Source organism: Hippea sp. KM1 (assembly GCF_000526195.1).
Taxonomy (GTDB): Bacteria; Campylobacterota_A; Desulfurellia; order Desulfurellales; family Hippeaceae; genus Hippea.
On record NZ_JAFP01000001.1, the window covers coordinates 1,288,786 to 1,308,761 of the forward strand.

General features: G+C 42.4%; 20 protein-coding genes, 1 tRNA gene, 1 pseudogene and 1 riboswitch. Of the genes and pseudogenes, 16 read left to right on the forward strand and 6 right to left on the reverse strand.

Features of this window, described 5'->3' with window-relative positions; all coding sequences use genetic code 11:
- The first annotated feature begins 21 nt into the window (after positions 1-21).
- Positions 22-205, forward strand: a riboswitch (cobalamin riboswitch).
- 89 nt (positions 206-294) lie between these two features.
- From D891_RS0106615 to D891_RS0106635, 5 genes and pseudogenes are all read left to right on the forward strand, one after another.
- Positions 295-2,331 carry a ribonucleoside triphosphate reductase gene (locus D891_RS0106615; protein WP_025270338.1) on the forward strand — a complete coding sequence of 679 codons (2,037 nt, stop codon included), beginning with the start codon at positions 295-297 and terminating at the stop codon, positions 2,329-2,331.
- Positions 2,332-2,457: 126 nt separating this feature from the next.
- Positions 2,458-2,571 (forward strand): annotated as a pseudogene (gene nrdD, locus D891_RS10115) (anaerobic ribonucleoside-triphosphate reductase); the annotation flags it as partial.
- Positions 2,571-3,254, forward strand: a complete 684-nt coding sequence (locus D891_RS0106625) for an anaerobic ribonucleoside-triphosphate reductase activating protein (RefSeq protein WP_051453590.1) — start codon at positions 2,571-2,573, stop codon at positions 3,252-3,254. The pseudogene nrdD and the gene D891_RS0106625, both read left to right, overlap by 1 nt.
- 15 nt (positions 3,255-3,269) lie before the next feature.
- Entirely contained in the window at positions 3,270-5,165 is a 1,896-nt protein-coding gene (locus D891_RS0106630; protein ID WP_025270341.1) for a TonB-dependent receptor plug domain-containing protein, read from the forward strand.
- The gene (locus tag D891_RS0106635) at positions 5,110-5,931 is read left to right on the forward strand and encodes an energy transducer TonB family protein (protein ID WP_198014802.1); all 822 of its coding nucleotides are present in this window, start codon (positions 5,110-5,112) and stop codon (positions 5,929-5,931) included. Before D891_RS0106630 ends, D891_RS0106635 begins: the two co-directional genes overlap by 56 nt.
- Here the strand turns inward: D891_RS0106635 and D891_RS0106640 are convergent.
- Genes D891_RS0106640 through D891_RS09725 form a run of 3 tightly spaced genes read right to left on the reverse strand, consistent with a single transcriptional unit; the run spans position 5,928 to position 8,507 of the window.
- Positions 5,928-6,704 carry an ABC transporter ATP-binding protein gene (locus D891_RS0106640; RefSeq protein ID WP_025270343.1) on the reverse strand — a complete coding sequence of 259 codons (777 nt, stop codon included), beginning with the start codon at positions 6,702-6,704 and terminating at the stop codon, positions 5,928-5,930. The two genes, D891_RS0106635 and D891_RS0106640, sit on opposite strands and share 4 nt — an antisense overlap.
- Positions 6,701-7,648 (reverse strand): FecCD family ABC transporter permease, encoded by a 948-nt coding sequence (locus D891_RS0106645; RefSeq protein ID WP_198014803.1) that lies wholly within the window; start codon positions 7,646-7,648, stop codon positions 6,701-6,703. The genes D891_RS0106640 and D891_RS0106645 overlap by 4 nt, the downstream gene beginning before the upstream one ends.
- Before the next feature lie 10 nt (positions 7,649-7,658).
- Complete coding sequence (locus D891_RS09725; RefSeq protein WP_025270345.1) at positions 7,659-8,507, reverse strand: ABC transporter substrate-binding protein; 849 nt, start codon at positions 8,505-8,507, stop codon at positions 7,659-7,661.
- Positions 8,508-8,597: 90 nt separating this feature from the next.
- On the opposite strand from D891_RS09725, the gene D891_RS0106655 reads away from it, so the two are divergent.
- A tRNA-Met gene (locus D891_RS0106655) sits at positions 8,598-8,674 on the forward strand.
- 89 nt (positions 8,675-8,763) lie between these two features.
- On the opposite strand, the gene D891_RS0106660 is transcribed toward D891_RS0106655, so the two are convergent.
- Together D891_RS0106660 and D891_RS0106665 are read right to left on the reverse strand one after the other, a co-directional pair.
- Positions 8,764-8,985, reverse strand: a complete 222-nt coding sequence (locus D891_RS0106660; RefSeq protein ID WP_025270346.1) for a hypothetical protein — start codon at positions 8,983-8,985, stop codon at positions 8,764-8,766.
- Positions 8,966-9,223, reverse strand: coding sequence for a hypothetical protein (locus tag D891_RS0106665; RefSeq protein ID WP_025270347.1), 258 nt, complete (start codon positions 9,221-9,223; stop codon positions 8,966-8,968). Before D891_RS0106665 ends, D891_RS0106660 begins: the two co-directional genes overlap by 20 nt.
- A gap of 191 nt (positions 9,224-9,414) precedes the next feature.
- On the opposite strand from D891_RS0106665, the gene speD reads away from it, so the two are divergent.
- Genes speD through speB form a run of 3 tightly spaced genes read left to right on the forward strand, consistent with a single transcriptional unit; the run spans position 9,415 to position 11,171 of the window.
- Positions 9,415-9,837, forward strand: coding sequence for an adenosylmethionine decarboxylase (gene speD / locus D891_RS0106670; protein WP_025270348.1), 423 nt, complete (start codon positions 9,415-9,417; stop codon positions 9,835-9,837).
- A gap of 26 nt (positions 9,838-9,863) precedes the next feature.
- Positions 9,864-10,337: a pyruvoyl-dependent arginine decarboxylase gene (locus D891_RS0106675; RefSeq protein ID WP_025270349.1), complete on the forward strand. Its 474-nt coding sequence runs from the start codon at positions 9,864-9,866 to the stop codon at positions 10,335-10,337.
- Positions 10,338-11,171, forward strand: a complete 834-nt coding sequence (gene speB / locus D891_RS0106680; RefSeq protein ID WP_025270350.1) for an agmatinase — start codon at positions 10,338-10,340, stop codon at positions 11,169-11,171.
- Here the strand turns inward: speB and D891_RS0106685 are convergent.
- Positions 11,161-11,775 carry a pyrimidine 5'-nucleotidase gene (locus D891_RS0106685; protein WP_025270351.1) on the reverse strand — a complete coding sequence of 205 codons (615 nt, stop codon included), beginning with the start codon at positions 11,773-11,775 and terminating at the stop codon, positions 11,161-11,163. The two genes, speB and D891_RS0106685, sit on opposite strands and share 11 nt — an antisense overlap.
- 68 nt (positions 11,776-11,843) lie before the next feature.
- Between D891_RS0106685 and D891_RS0106690 the strand changes: the two genes are divergently transcribed.
- From D891_RS0106690 to hypD, 7 genes are all read left to right on the forward strand, one after another.
- Complete coding sequence (locus D891_RS0106690) at positions 11,844-12,404, forward strand: NUDIX hydrolase (RefSeq protein WP_025270352.1); 561 nt, start codon at positions 11,844-11,846, stop codon at positions 12,402-12,404.
- The gene (locus tag D891_RS0106695; RefSeq protein ID WP_025270353.1) at positions 12,401-13,600 is read left to right on the forward strand and encodes a cation:proton antiporter; all 1,200 of its coding nucleotides are present in this window, start codon (positions 12,401-12,403) and stop codon (positions 13,598-13,600) included. The genes D891_RS0106690 and D891_RS0106695 overlap by 4 nt, the downstream gene beginning before the upstream one ends.
- A gap of 60 nt (positions 13,601-13,660) precedes the next feature.
- The gene (locus tag D891_RS0106700; RefSeq protein ID WP_025270354.1) at positions 13,661-14,707 is read left to right on the forward strand and encodes a hypothetical protein; all 1,047 of its coding nucleotides are present in this window, start codon (positions 13,661-13,663) and stop codon (positions 14,705-14,707) included.
- 14 nt (positions 14,708-14,721) lie between these two features.
- Positions 14,722-15,093, forward strand: a complete 372-nt coding sequence (locus D891_RS0106705; RefSeq protein WP_025270355.1) for a RidA family protein — start codon at positions 14,722-14,724, stop codon at positions 15,091-15,093.
- A 3-nt stretch (positions 15,094-15,096) separates the two neighbouring features.
- Positions 15,097-16,572 carry an AMP-binding protein gene (locus D891_RS0106710; RefSeq protein ID WP_025270356.1) on the forward strand — a complete coding sequence of 492 codons (1,476 nt, stop codon included), beginning with the start codon at positions 15,097-15,099 and terminating at the stop codon, positions 16,570-16,572.
- Between the two features lie 81 nt (positions 16,573-16,653).
- Complete coding sequence (locus D891_RS0106715; protein ID WP_025270357.1) at positions 16,654-17,553, forward strand: glycyl-radical enzyme activating protein; 900 nt, start codon at positions 16,654-16,656, stop codon at positions 17,551-17,553.
- Between the two features lie 2 nt (positions 17,554-17,555).
- A complete protein-coding gene (gene hypD, locus D891_RS0106720; RefSeq protein WP_084042333.1) occupies positions 17,556-19,973 on the forward strand; it encodes a trans-4-hydroxy-L-proline dehydratase in 2,418 nt (805 codons plus the stop codon).
- Positions 19,974-19,976: the final 3 nt, after the last annotated feature.

Genomic DNA, 19,976 nt, shown 5'->3' on the forward strand with positions numbered 1-19,976 from the left:
TGACACAATCCAGAATATGGGTGTATAAGTAATCTGTCGGGTCAAGGAAGTCCGGTGAAAATCCGGCGCTGCCCCCGCAACTGTGAGGCTGACGAAACCCTAACAACGCCACTGTCGGGATGGGCTCCTAAGGGGTCGCTCGATGGGAAGGCAGGGGAGTAGGATGAAGCCGAGCCAGGAGACTTACCCGACAATAAAGAAGAACGGGAGGTTCAGTTATGAGCATTAAAACCCCACCATCAACATAACACATTTATCCATACGGCAATCATAAACAACCTCAAGGGGGAAGAAGTGTTTTCTAAAATCGTAAAAAGGGATGGTCGTGTTGTAAATTTCGATGCCGAAAAGATAACAAACGCAATTGCAAAGGCGGGAGGTGCCACAGGGGAATTTGATTACGAAACGGCAAGAAAACTGACGATAAAGGTCTTGGATCTGGCCTATAAGTTCTTCAAAGACAGGACACCAACGGTTGAGGAGATCCAGGACATAGTGGAAGAGGTGCTGCTCTCATCCCCATTCAAAAAAACGGCCAAGGCATACATCATTTACAGGGAGCAACACGCCAGACTCAGGGAATTCAAAAACAAGGCCGATGTGGAACTGGTCGAGCAGTATCTCAATAAGCTGGATTGGGAGGTTAAGGAAAACTCAAACATGAGCTTCTCCCTCCAGGGCTTAAACAATTACATATCCTCTGCCATAACAAAAACATACTGGCTTAATAAGATCTATCCAAAAGAGATCAGGGAAGCTCACATAAACGGCGATTTCCACATTCACGATCTAAACTCGTTAAGCGTTTACTGCGTGGGATGGGATCCGCAAGACCTGCTCCTTAAGGGATTTAGGGGTGCAAGGGGTAAGGTTGCAAGCAGGCCTGCCAAACACTTCAGAAGCGCATTGGGACAAATCGTCAATTTCTTTTATACGCTCCAAGGCGAATCGGCAGGGGCTCAAGCCTTCTCAAACTTCGATACATATTTGGCACCTTTTGTTGCATTCGATGGGCTCTCCTATGAAGAGGTTAAGCAGGCGCTTCAGGAGTTTGTGTTCAATGTAAATGTTCCGACACGGGTGGGTTTTCAGACACCCTTTACCAACTTAACGCTTGATTTAGAGGTTCCTGATTTTATGAAAAATCAGGGCGTAATTATAGGGGGCAAACTGCTAAACCACACCTATGGGGAATTTCAGAAAGAGATGGACATGATAAACAGGGCATTCATGGAGGTGGCAAGCGAGGGTGATGCCGACGGAAGGGTTTTTACATTCCCCATTCCCACATACAACATTACAAAAGACTTCAACTGGGATAACCCCAATTTAGAACCGCTATGGGAGGCAACGGCAAAATATGGCATACCGTACTTTGCGAACTTCATAAACTCAGATATGAATCCAGAAGATGCCCGCTCCATGTGCTGCAGGCTCAGGCTTGACACAAGGGAACTAAAGAAGAGAGGCGGCGGGTTGTTTGGCGCAAACCCCCTAACCGGCTCGATAGGCGTTGTCACCATAAACATGCCAAGAATAGCATACATCTCTGCAACGCAAGATGAGTTCTTCGAGCGGTTAAATACATTGATGGAGTTGGCAAGGGATTCTTTAGAGATTAAACGCAAGGTGTTAGAGAGGTTTACCGATTTCGATCTATATCCGTATTCTAAGTTTTATCTATCATCCATAAAGGAAAGATTCGATGAATACTGGAAAAACCACTTCTCGACCATAGGCCTTATAGGCATGCACGAAGCCTGCCTAAACCTAATAAAAGCCCCTATAACGGCTCCGGAAGGTCAGGATTTTGCAAAGAAAACCCTCGATTTTATGAGGGAGAGATTGGAGCAGTTTCAGCAAGAGACGGGTAATAATTACAACTTAGAGGCAACCCCGGCAGAGGGCACATCATACAGATTGGCAAAATTAGACAAAAAGAGGTATCCCGGCATAAAAACATCGGGCACGGCATCAAAACCCTATTACACGAACTCAACGCAATTGCCGGTGAACTATACAGACGACATATTCGAGGCATTGGATCTGCAGGATGAGTTGCAAACAAGATACACAGGCGGCACCGTCTTGCATATATTTCTTGGAGAGAGGTTGCATGAAACAAAAGCCGTAAAACTTCTTATAAAAACCATCTTTGAGAATTACAGGCTGCCATACCTTACCATCACGCCCACATTCTCCATCTGCCCTGTGCATGGATACATAGCCGGGGAACACAGAGAATGTCCAATATGCAAGAGGGAGAGGTTGGAGGAGATCGAGAAGGAGATTCAAAGGTTGAAGCAGCAGTTAGAGATGGAAAATGGGTAGATGGGTGAATGGGTGGATAACAGTTTACCAACACCATTACTAATACTGAACCTGGAGGCAAAGATGACAAGAGATGAAATATTGAAAAGGATTAAGGAGTTAGAAAAAGCAAAGAAAGAGCTTAAGGGCACGCCGTGTGAGGTGTATTCTCGTGTTGTGGGTTATCTAAGGCCAACGCAGCAGTGGAATGACGGCAAGCAAGAGGAGTTTAAACAAAGAAAAACCTTCAAGGCGGTATGATGTTTGGCGGATTAACAAGATTCTCCTTGATCGACTATCCGGGTGAGCTATCTGCCGTTGTGTTTACAAAGGGTTGCAATTTTAGATGCCCATACTGTCACAATCCAGAGCTTGTTAACAATACAGCAGAGGAGATAGAGATAGACGAGATATTGGGGTTTCTAAAAAAGAGAATGGGCAAACTTACGGCTGTATCCATCACAGGGGGAGAGCCAACATTACACGGCGATAAGCTTGTGGGGTTTATTCGTAAGCTAAAGGATATGGGTTATAAGGTCAAAATAGACACAAACGGCACAAATCCGGGCTTAATAGAAAGGCTTTTGAGCCTGAATCTTTTGGATTACATAGCAATGGATGTTAAGGCACCGATAGAAAAATATAATCACATAACAAACACTAAAACAAATACACAGAATATAAAAGACAGCATAGGTCTTCTGCTTAATGCCCGCATACCCTATGAGTTTAGAACAACAGTCGTTAAAGACCTAATAACAGAAGACGATATAGCCGAGATCGCCAAACTCATAAACGGTGCCGAATTATTCTGTATCCAGAACTTTATACCGACAAAAACCCTAAACCCATCATTTAAGGAAAAATCCAGTTATTCCCATCAGGAGCTTTTGAACATGAAACAAATCGCCAATCGATGGGTAAAGAGGTGTATTATCAGGTAAAAGGAGGAGTCAAGAATGAAACTAAAGGGATTAATGGCTTTTGGTTGCGCATTTTTGCTATTTTCCAATACATCGCTTGCCAACAACAACTCCGATAATACCATAGTCGTAACGGCAACAAGAACCCAGGTAAAGATAGCCAAAACACCATCCAAGGTTAACCTCATAACATCCAAGCAACTAAAGAACAAAGGAGCCATCTATGTAAAGGATGCATTAAAGGATATAGAGGGATTGTCTTTAACATCCAATGGGGCCTTTGGCGGAACAACGAATGTTTATATGAGGGGATTATCAACATGTTATACAAAGATCTTAATAGATGGCATTGATGTATCCGATCCATCCCTTACCAAGCCATATTACGACCTAACCAATCTAACAACGGATGATATAAGCAGGATAGAAATAGTCCAGGGGGCACAAAGCGGCCTGTACGGCTCAAGTGCCATTGGAGGGGTTATCAACATAATAACCAAAAAAGGCAGGGGTAAACCCCATGTAAAATACACTCAAGGTGCAGGCTCCTTCAATACATACAAGGAATCATTAGAAGCATCGGGTAAAACAAACAACATAAGCTTTTATATCAATGTCTTGAGATTCGACACAGGCGGCATATCAAAGATGGACAAGCTAAATCCCGATAATTCATACTCAAGGGGTGATGAGAAAGATTCATACCATCAGACGGCATTTGACACAAAAATCGAATACATCCCCGATGATTCATTAAAAATAGGAACACTATTTAAGTGGTATAAAACCAGAAACTATTTGGATTATGCCTGGCCGGCAAACGACTCTGCAGCATCAAACAAAACACCAACAGCAAGAAGCTACAGAAATCAAACCCATTTTGTGTTGAGTAAGCTTTATATCCACAAGGATTTTGGAAAATTATCCATTGAGCCATACATCTTTTACCTTCAAAACTTTAGATATAACAAATCCATAGCCCCATCGTGGTGGTATAATAAATACTTCAAAAGCAAAAGGTGGGGTGGCAGTCTTTTGATAGATTACAAACCCTTAAAACGCACAAAGATCACATCTGGCGTGGATTTTAAGAAGGATTGGGTAAATATAAGCAAAGAATACAGCCCTCCGGCTATAAAGAAGTTAAAATACAACATAGGGGCCTTTGTTGAGGTTGAGCAGGGCATAGGCAACCTAATCCTGCAGGGCAACGCAAGAGAGGATCACTCCTCAACATTCGGCAACCATTTTACATACAAACTGGGGGCAAACTATCTAATAGAAAAGACAAGCACGATCCTAAAAGCCAACTTCTCAACAGGCTTTAGGGCTCCAAGCATCTATGAGCTATACTCATCTTACGGAAACGAAGACCTAAAACCCGAAAAATCCAAGAGTTGGGATTTTGGCATAACACAGGCATTACCATATAAAACGAGCATATCCATAACATACTTCAAAAACATAATAAAAAATAGAATAGGCTTTGACACAACCACATGGAAATACACGCAAAAAGAAGGCAAGACCGTCTCCGATGGCTTTGAAATCGGCTTAAAATCCAACCCAATAGAATTTTTAACCATCGGCGCAAACTACACCTACACATCAAGCAAAGATCCAAGTACAGGTGAACAAGCAGCAAGGATTCCTCTAAGGGTCTATACAGGCTATATAACGATTAAACCGATGGGCGATAAATTGACTGCAACCTTAGATGGCAGATACATTGGGAAAAGATTTGACGACAGTAATCACAACCATCAAACGGGCAAATACGCAGTTTTTGATTTTACGCTTATATACAAACCAATAGATAACTTAGAGGCCTCTGTAAGCGTCAAAAACATATTCAACAGGTTCTATGAGGAGGTTTATGGATACTCAACGCTCCCAAGAAGTGTATTCGCCAGCGTTTCATATAAGTTCTAAGGGTTTTGGCTACCACCTCTTAAGTGCGGCCGTCTCGCTTTTAATCAACGGGACGGCCGTGCTGTTATTTTTACACCACTCAACACTTCAACCAATCCAAACAAGCCCCAAAAAGATATACGATGTAAGCCTAATTCAGCTAAAAACGACAAAAACAGAACAAAAACACCCAACCGAACCGCAAAAAACCCAAACCATAAATAAAAAACCCAAAACAAGACACCGCTCAACAACAAAACACAAAACCCAAAAGCCCATTTTACCATTTAAACATAGCCTCATGGCACCAGCCTCAAAAACAGAGCCCAAAATCCAAAAACACCGCATTGTTTTAACCAAACCACCAAAGCAAAAACACACCCATAAACTCAATCACAAACAAAAACCACTATCAAGCTTAGACTCATCGACAAACCCATCAAAAATCCTTACAAAAACGGCTAAAAAACCACCCTCAAAACCCATTGTTGTTTCACCAAATTCCCATTCATCGCTATTTAGCTGGATCTCATCGCACAAATTCTATCCTGTATCTGCTATCTATAAAGGCGAAGAGGGCAGCGTAAACCTAAGCTTCTATATAAAAAACGGGGGAGAGATTACATCGATAAAGATAATTAAAAAGAGTTATGAAGATATAAACAAAGCTGCCATAGAGATCATAAAAAGGTCATCCCCAATTCCAAAGGGTATATTAGAAAGATCCAAAATAAGACCACCTGCAAACATCGTTTTAACCATAACATTCGAGCTTAAGGATGACTAAATATTTTCTATATAAACAAACGGGCTGGAGTTTGAGGGTTTTTTAAAAACCCTAATCTTGCTGGCTGAATAGACATCCCTAACAAGGGATTCCGTTATAATATCTTTCGGTGCACCTATTGATTTAACCTCTCCATCTTTTAGAACCAAAACCCTATCGGCAAACTCGCTCACCACATTCAAATCGTGTAAAACCGCAATTATAGTCAATCCAAACCGCTCCCTTAAGCTTTTAAGCAGATAAAGTATCCTTTCCTGGTTGTTTATATCCAGATTGGAAAGCGGTTCATCCATTATTAAGACCTCTGGATTGGACGCTAAAGCCCTTGCCAGAAAAACAAGCTGCCTCTCACCCCCGCTAATTCTGTGCATAAACTCATCAGACAACCTATCAATACCGCATAGAGCCAAAGCCATGTTGACGGCTTCTTTATCCTCTTTGGTCTCTCTAAAGCTAAACATAGAGAAGTGGGGTATCCTGCCAAACAACACAAACTCTCTAACCTTTAAGAATCCGTAATGGGGGGATTGGGCAATCACGGCAACCCTTTTTGAAAACCCCTTTGCATCCAAAGACCATATATCCACACCGCCTAAGCCAACAGAGCCCCTATTCGGTCTTATAGCTCTTCCCATAATCTTTACAAGCGTCGATTTACCCGCACCGTTTGGTCCTACAATGCAGAAAAATTCACCCTTATTCACCTTAAAATTAGTACCCTTTAACACATGCTTGTCTTTATAAGAAAAATGGATCGACTCCACACTTATCATGGAGTATATCCCCTGTTTTTCAAAAACACCCAGATAAAGGCCAGGCCTCCAATAATCCCGGTAATTACACCAACGGGCAACTCAACAGGCGCAACGGCACTCCTTGCAATCGCATCACACAAAATCAAAAATGACCCTCCCCCGAAAAAGGAGAGAGGAATAAGAAACCTGTGGTCAGATGAGAAGGTAATCCTGAAAAAATGGGGCACAACCAAGCCAACAAAGCCTATAATGCCTGCAAAAGACACACTAACCCCAACAGCTAAAGACGAAACAAGAAACACAATCCGTTTGGTCGCCTCAACATTTACACCCAAATACACAGCATCCTCTTCGCTTATAGACAAGGCGTTTAGATTCCAACTAAATAAAAAAGAGACCAAAGCCGCTGTAATCGACGAAAGCCCAACAAGCCACAAGGCAAGGGTTGTCGGCCATTGAAGGGAGCCCATCATCCAAAAAACTATGCCGTGCAGTTTTTCCGGATTGGATACGGCCATGACAAATAGAACCATAGACGACGAAATAAAGCTTATCATAACACCGACAAGCAACAAACTATCCAGACTCAACCTACCCCTTTTTACGGCAAAACCATAAAGGGAGAAAACAACCACCATAGAACCCAAAATGCCACTCAGCGGAGCCCATCTTTCCAGATTAAGCAAAAAACTCACAACCACACCCAATGCCGCACCACCAGATACGCCAAGTGTATACGGTTCGGTTAATGGATTCCTAAAAAGGGCCTGAAGGATAACCCCACATACACCCAAAGCCCCGCCAACAAAAAAGCCAAAAACAACCCTGGGAAGTCTCAGCTTAAACAGTATAACATGTTCTATTCCCGAACCCTTCAAGCCTTCAAAAAGACCTTTTAAGGAAAAGCCGCTATCACCGCATGATAAGGAGAAAACAAGTGAGACAATCAAAAAAATAAACAATATCGTAAGTTTAGTTAAGGTTTTCAAAATCCACCTCTGGATGCAGAAACTTCGCTATCTTAAGGAGTGTTTTAGCAAAGGATAGGGGATCTGGGCTGCATAAACTGTAATCGTTTAAAATCAAGATCTTGTTGTTTTTAACGGCGTTCAAAAATGCAAATCTCCTCCATCTGGCAGCCTGCCTTTCTCCATCAAACCCCATCTGGGATATTATTATGGCATCGGGATTATTTCTTATAACCTCAGCAGGAGAATATATGCCACTTCTAACATCAGAAGCTATATTGATACCCCCTGCAAAAGTTATAAAGTCGTTTATAAAAGAGTCCCCTCCGGCTGTAAATAGCGGATTTGCCCCTATCTGGACAAATACCTTGGGCTTTTTTAGCCCTTCTGTGGCTTTCTTGATCCTAAAAACCATATCCCTGGCCCTTTTAACTATATCGTTGGCTATATCCTCACTGTGTATCAACTTGGCAAGTCTAATCATCTGATTACATATATCATCAAAGCTCTTGGGTTGTCTAAAAACCACAACATTCAAACCCAACGATCTCATCTTTTTTACATCATTTAGGTTCATAAGTGAACTGACAATGACTATGTCGGGTTTGAGTTTTAAGATGGTTTCTATGTCTGCTTTAACCACACTCCCGACCCTTTTTACCTTAAACCCCTTGGGCACCACACCATACCTGCTACATCCCACAATCGCCCTGCCCTTTTTCAACATAAAGATCTCTTTAGTTGCAACAGGCGTTAAAGAGACGATCCTATCTGCCGCAAAGCCCGGTAAAACAGAAAAGAAAAGGAATAAGGCAATATAAAAAACCCATCTAAAAACAACTCTAAAACACATGATTGCCCTGATTATACAAAAAAAGGCAAAATCCACCAAAAAAATCTTGACTTTTAAGAATAAATGGCTATAAATAGAAGCGTCGCTTGACGCGGGGTGGAGCAGTCTGGTAGCTCGTCGGGCTCATAACCCGAAGGTCGGAGGTTCAAATCCTCCCCCCGCTACCAACAAAAACCTTAATTTGACGCCAATCTCGGCAATGCTGGGGTTGGCTTTTTTTATTGGTGAAAATGCTGGGGTAACCATGGGGTGTCCATTAAATCCCCCTCAACGCCCACACCACATACTCAACAACAAGCAAAACTACGCCAACCACCAAGCACCCTAAAATCACACCGCCAAACATCGTTATAAACAGGCTTGCAATAAGAGCTTTTAAAATGGGCGTATTGATACTTACCAGGAGAAGGAATGAAACTATGAGACTGACTATGAAGCCCATGGTAAAGAAAGTTCTTTCACTCTTTATTAAGCTCATCCAAACCAACCTCAACCGCTTTGTCTAAATCTTTCAATCTCTCTTTAGCAAGCCTGCCAAGAAGATAATCCTCGCATGCTTCTTCTTTGGTAAGCAGGGATGAATTTTCTGCTTCTTCCATTGCCTTTAATAAACCATAATCCTCTAAAGCCTCAACAATCTCATCCCAGAGCTCTCTTGGAATAATGACTTTTTTGCCGTTGTCTGTAAACTCAATGTTTTCCTCTATATTGGCCATCTCAATCCCCCCTTTGATTATTTGCCATAGTATAATATCAAAGTCTGCTAACAATCAAGCAATAAGACAATTTTACTCAAATACCACTCTTTAAACTTGCATAATTTTCACAAGAGTGATATAAAGATTAACTGTTGTCATGCCTGCAAAGGCATGAGAAAACTTTTAAAAGAAAAAAGGAGGGCACATGAGTGAAGGCACTCGGAAGACACGTTTTGGCTGAGTACTTTGGATGTGAAAAGGAACTTCTAAACGACCCAAAGGCTTTGGAGAAGCACCTTATTGAGGCTGCTAAGGCGGCCAATGCCACCGTTATCTCTTCCTCATTTAGAACCTTCGAACCCTTCGGGGTTAGCGGCGTTGTCATCGTCGCAGAATCCCACTTAGCCATCCATACATGGCCTGAATACGGCTTTGCAGCGGTTGATTTCTTTACATGTGGCGACTCTTCCAATCCATGGAAAGCCCATGAGTATCTAAAGAGTGTTCTAAAACCCTCAAAAACAGAGGAAAAAGAGGTCTTGCGAGGGGTTTTAGACATAGAGAACCTAAGCTTCAAGCCGTTTTTAATAGAGCAACAAAAAAGAGAAAACAATAGCGCTGCTTTTGTTTGATTTTTATTTTTAGGAGGAAACCATAGATGTTCAATAGGGCTCCCAACATTTATGCAATTAAAGCAGCAGAAGCCGAAGGCTTTAGCCCCTTAAATGCATTTGATGTGGCCTTATTAAAAAGCGGCGTTGGAAATACAAACCTGGTGAAAATGAGCTCTATACTTCCCCCATCCTGCAAAAAAAAGGAGCATATAGAATTACCCCCGGGGGATTTAGTACCCGTTGCCTATGCAGCGCTAACATCCAGTAAAAAGGGACAGAGAATAGCAGCAGCAGTGGCAATAGCCATACCAAAAGACCCCACCAAAAACGGTCTAATCATGGAATTTGAGGATTACAACATAACAAAGGAAGAGGCTGAAAAACAGGTAAGAAAGATGGCCGAGTGGGGCATGAAGTATCGTGGTTTCGAAATAGACAGAATCGAGAGCATCTCGGTTGACCATGTGGTTGAAGAACACGGGGCTGTATTTGCCTGCGTGGTTTTATGGTGGGAGTAAATGAGGTTTTACTGCTCACTTCCCAACATTAAAAAAGCAAAAACAGTGCTGGTGGGTGTGCCTTACGATGGCACATCCACCTATAGACCCGGCTCAAGATTTGCACCACAAGCCATAAGGGAAGCATCATACGGTATAGAATCATACAGCCCGTATCAGGATAAAGACTTAAGGGATATAAGGTTTTACGACATCGGCGATATGCCTCTAAGTTATGGTGATAAAAAACTCAACCTCAACATAATAGAGCTGTTCATATCAAAGCTCATCTCAAAGGGCAGAAGGGTTGTTTCCTTAGGGGGTGAGCACCTCATAACCTATCCAATCGTGAAGGCTCATGCCAAAAAATACAAGGATTTAACCGTTTTACAACTCGATGCCCATAGCGATTTAATAGATTCATTCAGGGGGGAGACCTATTCACACGCAACGGTCATGAGGCGTTGCTCAGAGTTGGTGGGTTTTGAAAACCTCTATCAGTTAGGCATAAGGAGCATGGTAAAGGAAGATAGGCTCCTGCCGCTAAGGGATGTCAATATGGGGCTGTTTGACCTATCAAAGGCCCAAGAGTTTTTGGAAAGGATAAAGGACAGACCCATATACCTAACAATAGACCTGGATGTGCTCGATCCATCCATATTCAATGGAACAGGCACACCAGAACCCGGCGGCATCTCCTATAAAGAACTCATAGAATTCATAAAGCTCTTGAAAGGCAAAAGAATCGTCGGAGCCGATATTGTTGAGCTATCGCCTCATTACGATGCAAGCGGTGTATCATCGGTGGTGGCTGCAAGTATAACCAAAGAGATACTACTGCTTATCAACGATTAACCACATCAATCGGTATATCCTCAAAAAACCTAACATTGAGATGCCCTTTGGAGGCGTGTTTACCCACATGTATGCTGAATATACCCAACGATTTGGCGGTCTCTATATTCCTCTCAAAATCATCCGCCATTATGTAATCCTCAGCCTTCGTCTGATTGATAATCTTTACATAGGGGTACTTGTGCGGCTTACCTATAAAATCGGCGCTTATTATATCAAATATGTCAACAAACAGATCCTCAACACCAAGCAAAGACAACACCTTTTGTGCATGCTTAAGCGGCGCATTGGTAAAGGCGATCTTGACCGCCTCCATCTTCTTTAGCTTCTCCCTCAAGGCTGGGTTGGGTTTTATCAAGGAATCCAAATCAACATCATGGGTATATTCCAAAAAATGGTAAGGGTCTATGTTGTAATGCCTCATAAGGCCAGCCATCGTTGTGCCGTATGTATGCCAATACTCTATCCTTTTTCTTGGCACCTCTTTTTCGTCCATACCAAGGAACTCAACCATATAGCTGTTGATTCTTTTATCCACAAGCTCAAATACGCCGCTTTCCTCAGGGTATAAGGTATTATCCACATCAACCAAAAAGACCTTCATGTTTAAATTTTACACCAACGCAGTACAAATATCTACCCAAATTGAATGGCTTTGTGTATAATTTTTCTATGTTGATAGAAAAACTGAAAAGCTCGCTAAACGGAGAACACAGTCCAATATCCACAAATGCCAAAGAGTCTGCTGTTATAATACCGCTTCTAAAAACAGAAAGCGGCTGGCTTGTGATCTTTGAAAAAAAGCCCTCCTACGATAGGCTCCACCCATCTCAGATATCCTTCCCAGGCGGCTCAAGGGAAGAAAAGGACAAAACCTTTATCGATACGGCCGTAAGGGAAACCGAGGAAGAATTAGGCATAAAAAGGCAAAACATAGAAATCATAGGGGCGGTGGAGCCCACAAAAACCCTGACGACGAACTTCATCATCTACCCGTTTGTTGGCCTGATAAGACAAAATCCTCCCTATAGCATAAACACCCAAGAGGTGGAAAAAATCATTTTCATACCGCTTGACTATTTAATAGACAACTCACCCATACCCATAGGAATCTATACATTTAGAGGCAGGCAAAGAAAAACGCCAATGCTGAACTATAAGGGTGAAATAATATGGGGTGCAACGGCAAGAATATTAAATAAATTCATACCCATCGTAAAATCGATACTATGATAGATTCACTAACCCTGATTGTCATATTGAGCTTTATCATACCCATCATAGCTGCAAGGATAACAAGGGATTTGGTGCCGTCTGTGGCCTTTGAGATATTCGTCGGGTTTCTTATAGGAAAAAGCGGCCTAAATCTAATACACACAGGCTCAGAGACCATAGAATTCCTCTCCAATTTCGGATTAGCCTTTCTGATGTTCTTGGGAGGGCTTGAAACCCAGATTACAACAAAAAAGCACGCAGGCGGATTTGTCAACTCACCGTATTCCTTAGCGACAATGATATTCATCTTAACATTTGCGGCATCGTGGTTTATGTCCTCTTTTTTGATTAAACTCTTCCACTGCTCAAAAAGCGTCTTCTATATGACCCTGATTTTTTCAACCACATCGGTTGCTATCGTCTTTCCAACCCTAAAATCCAGAGCAGACCTAAAAAGCACATACAAGCAAACCCTCCTCTATGCGGCCTTTTTAGCGGATTTTCTGACCCTCATAGCCATAACCCTATTTTCGTTGTATAAGGAGAAAAACAGAATAACATCGGAGATACTCATATTCTTTCTATTGATAACCGTGGTATTTCTATTTATAGGCCTCATCAAGAAGGCCCCAGAGAACCAGAACATAACAAAGCCCTTTCAGATGGTTAAATACAAACCCCATATACAGATAGGTATCAGGGGCTCCTTTGCCATTCTATTCTTCTTTATATTCCTATCTGAGAAGTTGGGAGTTGAGGTCATATTGGGGAGCTTTCTTGCAGGCATCATCATATCAAATCTAAACAAAAGCAGGGTTAAGGTATTAAGGGCCAAGCTTGACGCTATAGGATACGGCTTCTTTATACCGGTTTTTTTCATATATCAGGGGGCCAAATCCTCAATACCCATAAAAGCCGAGGCGGGGATTGAGTTTATAGCAATAACGGTCATAGGGGCAATGGCCATAAAGGTGGTTGCAAGCCTGCCGCTTCTGATCAGGTTCTCCTTAAAAGAAACATTGGCTGGGGGGTTCCTTCTAAGCGGTAGACTCAGCCTGATAATTGCAGCAAGCATAATTGGACTGAAATTAAACCTCATAAACAAGGAGATCAACTCGGCTATCATAATCCTTGCCGCTATAACCTGCATACTCTCCCCTTCCCTATTCAATATAATACTAAAGCCCAAAAAACGGATGCTATTTAACGATTAATTTTCCTTGCTTATACAGAAAAGATATTCTAAAATTAGAAAAATCCAGGAGGAGGAAACAATGAAAAAGGGATTGGTGGCCGTTGTAATTGGTTTGGTTGTTGCGATTAGTATAATCGGATACTTCTTTGCCAACACATATGCCCAAAAAAGGGCCAAGGCCGAGGTTGAAAGCTTCTTAAAGGAGGCAAATCTCGAAGGGGATGTAAATTACAAGACATTAAAGGCAAATATATTCTCAAAAAGCGTAAAGTTAGAGGGTGTTCAATGGGATATACAAAACACCAAACAAACGGTGGGTGAGCTAAACATAAAAACACTAACCATTTCGGGTAATCCGAAAGAGAGCTTTACTGTAAAGATGGAAAATATAGAACTCATCAACCTCAACTCAGACTCACCGACAGAACTCATAGGAAAACCGCTATTTGAGGCAAAGAACGGCTATTGGGATGTAAAAAGAAGCGATGGCAACATGGACATAAGATTCTCACTTGACGATATAAAGCTAAACAAAATGCTTATAAACTCACTCGTAAAAGAAGAGAAGCAGGCCAAAGAAATCATGACAAAGGTGCTTAGGCTGGACAATCCCATATACATAAAAGCCCATTACATAATAAACAAAGACAAGGGCATACTAAACATAGACAAATACCAGATAGACTTCAAAAACAACCTAAAGGTCAGCTATAGTTTCTATGTAACCAACATAGATTATCAGGGCTTTGAGAATGTAGCAAAGCAGCTAAGATCCAACAAAGGCGACCCGTTGATGGTTTTGAGCCTATTGTCAAAGCTATACACGATGAAACCCATAAACTTAAGCTTTAGCATAACCAACGAAGGCGTGGTTGACAGGGCCCTGGATTTTATAAAAAAGGAGACCAACACATCAAAGGATCAGCTCAGGCAACAACTCAGCGCATCACTAAACAACACTCCGTTTTTAGGTTATGAAAAGCCGATCGAAAACTTCATTACATCAGATTCAGACAAGATAACGATAACAATAGAAAACCCAAGAAAACTCAGCGTCGCAGACCTGATCACAACGCTAAAAACACAACCCGTTTTGAAGGTGTTCAAGGTCGATATCTCAAACTAAACAAGGAGGGCAAGATGCGCATCAATACAAAAAATGCACCCGAGGCTTTAGGGCCTTACTCCCAGGCCATCAAAAAGGGCGACTTCTGCTTTGTATCCATGCAGCTGGGCATTGACCCCTCAAACGGAGAGATTGTTTCGAATGATGTAAAAGAACAGACAAGAAGGGTTATAGAGAATATAGGGACCATACTGAAGGAGGCCGGGTTTTCTTTGGATGATGTGGTAAAGGCCACGCTGTATCTGACAGACCTTGGGGATTTCTCTGCTGTTAACGATGTTTACGGTGAATACTTTAAAAACAAACCGGCAAGGTCGCTTGTAATACAATCAGCCATGCCAAAAGGGGCAAGGGTCGCATTGGATGTTATTGCTATGAGGGGATAGAAGATGAACATCTCACAGAAGATCCTCGACTCGTTGGAAGGCAACCCCAATAAGCGGCTTGTGTTTGAGGATACGATATACACATACGGATACATCGCCTCAATGATAAGAAAGGCTGCATCTTTACTTAGAAAGCTGGGCGTATCATTTGGCGATAGGGTTGCCCTTCAGCTGCCAAAATCCATGGAGTTTATCTATTTTCACTTTGCCAACATGCTGATAGGTGCAATAACACTGCCCTTAAACCCCTCATATTCAGAAGCAGAAACCGAGTATTACTTAAGCGACTCAGGCAGTTATCTTTTTATCACAACAAAGGAAAACAGTCAAAGGTTGAAAGGCGTTATCGATAGACTAAAAATAAAAACATTCCTCGTTGATGAGGAGATGGATAAAATAAACGATGTTGGTGAATATAAAGAAAAACCAACAACCCAACCCGACGATGTGGCGATTATCGCCTATACATCAGGAACGACAGGCAGAAGCAAGGGGGCTATGATAACCCACAAAAACCTGATTACAAACATGGAAGCCCTAAAAAAACTCTGGCGTATGACCGATAAAGACAAATTGCTCCATGTCTTGCCCATATTCCATGTTCACGGGTTGGTCGTGGCACTCCAGGGTGGTCTAAATGCAGCAATGGACATAGTAATGCATGAAAAATTCGACCCGATAAGGACGCTAAAAACCATAGAAAGCGAAAGAATTACGCTATTCATGGGCGTCCCAACCATATACTCACGCCTTACCGATGCCCTTCAAAAATTGGAAGGCAGGATAGACCTCTCCTCCATGAGATTGTTTATATCCGGCTCTGCCCCCTTAACAAAGGTGTTGTTTGAGAAATTCTATAGCCTAACAGGACATAGGATACTGGAAAGATACGGCATGAGCGAGGCAGGTATGATTACATCAAATCCCTATGAGCCCAAAGAGAGGATACCCCTAAGCGTGGGATACCCGCTTGAGGGATGCTCCATAAAGATAGTAAAAGATGGCAAAGAGGCAAAACCGTTTGAGGTGGGAGAGGTCTACATAAAGGGCACCAATGTTTTTAAAGGCTATTGGCAAATGCCCAAGAAAACGGAAGAGTCATTCGACAACGGCTGGTTTAAAAGCGGGGATCTGGGTTATACAGATAATTCAGGAAGGCTATTTTTGGTGGGAAGAGCCAAAGAGCTCATAATAACCGGAGGGTTGAATGTCTATCCAAAAGAGGTGGAAAATGTCTTAGACAGCCATCCAGATGTAAAAGAGAGCGCCGTTTTCGGTGTAAAAGACGACGATTTCGGCGAGAGGGTGGAGGCTGCCGTTGTTTTAGACAAAGGGATAGATCCGCAGGATTTAATCGATTACTGCAAAAAGAACCTTGCCCATTACAAATGCCCAAAGCGCATACACATACTGGACGAGTTGCCCAAAAATGCAATGGGTAAGGTGCAGAAAAACATATTAATTGAGAGGTTTTCTTGATGCCTATGGTCAGGATGTTGATTTTTTTGGGTTGACTTTGGTCAAGATATGTGATATATCAGATATCAGAGGGGTAGAAAAATGAGAGGTTTGATCTTCGACATTAAACGATACTCAATCCATGATGGGCCTGGCGTTAGAACAACCGTATTCTTTAAGGGTTGCCCCTTGAGGTGTCTGTGGTGCCACAATCCGGAAAGCCAAAAGCCCTATCAGCAGATAATCTATTACGAACAAAAGTGCATAAGATGCCTAACATGCAAGGCCGTCTGCGAAAAGAAGGCTATATCGTTTATCAACAACAGGATAGAGATAAACACCCGCCTCTGCGACATGTGCGGCAAATGCTGGCAGAACTGCCCAACAAACGCCTTGGAGGTTGTGGGGCAATACTATGAAATAGATGAGCTAATCAAGGAGTTAACAAAAGATTCCGTATTCTTTGAGGACGGTGGGGGCATAACCATCTCAGGGGGTGAGCCGTTTGTCCAATACGACTTCTTAATGGAACTGCTAAAGGCGCTAAAGGAAAAGGGTCTGCATATAGCCCTCGACACAACGGGTTATACAGCAGAAGAAAAGCTCCTATCGACGGTTGAGTTTGTGGATCTATACCTGTATGATTTAAAAATCATGGATCCATCCAAGCACAAACGATACACAGGCGTCGATAACAAAACAATACTCAGCAACTTAGAGGCACTGGATAAAAAAGATGCAAAAATTGCAATCAGAATACCAATAATTCCAACAATCAACGATGATGAGGAAAATATAAATGCAACAATAGATTTCCTAAAACAACTAAACAATGTGGTTTCGGTTGACCTTCTGCCGTATCACTCCATGATGGTGGATAAATACAAGAGGCTAAAGATGCCGTTTCTGCTTGGTGATATCAAAAAACCAACCGATGAGGAGATGGAAAGGCTTAAGGAAGCCTTTCAAAACGAGGGTTTTAGAGTAAACATAGGAGGTTAAAAATGAAGGATGTGGCCTGCAAGATCGTTGATTATACGAAGATTGTAAAGGAAGAAAGGGGTATGAACGATAGAATCAAAAAACTCAGAAGGCAATCCATCGAGGCGGTTGAGAGGATATCGGCAGAGAGGGCAAGGCTTCTAACGGAGTTTTACAAAAACTGCAGGGAAACCTCTATCCCTATCAAGAGGGCAAAGGCCTTTGAATACATACTAAAAAACAAAACGGTTGTTATAAACGACGGTGAGTTAATCGTTGGCGAACGGGGTGAGGCACCAAAGGCCACACCAACATATCCAGAGATTACGCTTCACAAGGAAGAAGACCTAAAAGCGCTAAACGACAGACCAAAGGTTTCATACAAGGTCTCAGACGATGTCATGAAGATTTACAAAGAAGAGATAATTCCATTCTGGGAAGGCAAAACCATAAGGGACATGATGTTTGAAAAGCTGCCACAGAGATGGAAGGATGCATTTGAAGCCGGTGTATTCACCGAATTTATGGAACAAAGAGCCCCGGGACATACCGTCCTTGATGGAAAGATTTACAAAAAGGGTATGCTGGATTTTATTAAAGAGATAGACGAGCAGATAGAAAAGCTCGACTTTGAGAGGGATCCAGAGGCGTTGGACAAAAAGGAAGAGCTTGAGGCCATGAAGATAGCTGCAGGTGCTATCATTGAGTTTGCAAAAAGATATGCCAAGAAGGCTGAAGAACTTGCCCAAAACGAAAAAGACCCAAAAAGGAAAGATGAGCTTTTGGAAATAGCAAGGATCTGCAACAAGGTTCCGGCACACAAACCGGATACATTCCATGAGGCCCTGCAGTATTACTGGTTTGTTCATTTAGGCGTAATAACAGAGCTAAACGGCTGGGATGCCTTTAGCCCCGGCAAATTAGACAAACACCTATACCCGTTCTACAAAAAAGACATAGAGGAAGGCAGGCTGACAAAAGAAAGGGCTAAGGAGCTTTTGGAGTGTCTCTGGGTCAAGTTTCACAACCACCCTGCTCCACCAAAGGTTGGCGTAACGGCTGAGGAGAGTTCAACCTATACGGATTTTGCCCAGATAAACATAGGCGGCATCAAGGAAGACGGCTCAGATAATGTCAACGAGTTGACCTACATGCTCTTGGATGTAGTGGAGGAGATGAGGCTTGTTCAGCCCAATGCCTCGATACATGTAAGCAAGAAAAACCCCGATGCCTTCATCAAAAGGGCTATAGACATCATCAAAACCGGTTTTGGCCAGCCATCCGTTTTCAACTCCGATGCTGTTGTTCAAGAGCTTCTAAGGCAGGGCAAGGATATTGTTGATGCCAGATGCGGAGGCACAAGCGGTTGTGTGGAGAGCGGGGCATTTGGCAAAGAGAACTATACCCTAACGGGGTATTTCAACATACCAAAGGTTTTGGAGATCACTCTAAACAACGGCGTGGATCCCTTAACGGGCAAAAGGATAGGCTTAGAAACCGGCAAATTTGAGGATTTCGAAAGCTTCGAAGACCTTATGGATGCCTTCAAGAAGCAGCTAAAATACTTTATCGACATAAAGATAGAGGGCAACCTGATTATCGAGAGGATCTATGCAAAACACATGCCGGCACCGTTTCTATCGATCTTGATAGACGACTGCATTAAGAAGGGTAAGGATTATTACAACGGCGGCGCAAGGTATAACTCATCCTATATTCAGGGTGTAGGCACAGGCACAATCACAGACTCGCTTGCTGCAATAAAACAGATGGTATTCGAGGATAAGGTGTTCACCAAAAAGGAACTGAAGGAGATGCTTGACAAGAACTTCAATGGATTTGAGATTCAAAGGCAAATGCTCATAAACAAAACGCACAAATACGGAAACGACGACGACTATGCGGATAGTATAATGAGGGAGGTATTTGAAGAGTTCTTTAAAAACATTGACGGAAGACCAACATACAAGGGCGGACAGTTCAGGATAAACATGCTGCCAACAACCGTTCATGTCTATTTTGGCTCAAAGATAGGTGCAACACCGGATGGAAGGTTGGCGTTTGAGCCAATATCTGAGGGCATATCGCCGGTTCAAGGTATGGACAGAAACGGCCCAACCGCCGTATTGAAATCGGCAGCCAAAATGGATCACATAAAAACCGGCGGAACGCTTCTTAATCTGAAGTTTACACCAGACCTTCTAAAGGACCAAAAGGGCATAGATGCAATGGTTAAACTCATAAGGACATACTTTAAGCTCGATGGGCATCATGTTCAGTTTAATGTAGTGGATGCAGAAACCCTAAAAGATGCAAAGAAACATCCAGAAAGATACGGGGATTTAATCGTAAGGGTTGCAGGATACAGCGATTACTTCTGCCATCTGAATGAAAAGCTACAGGATGAGATCATAAGAAGAACAGAGCATGAATCATTCTAATAA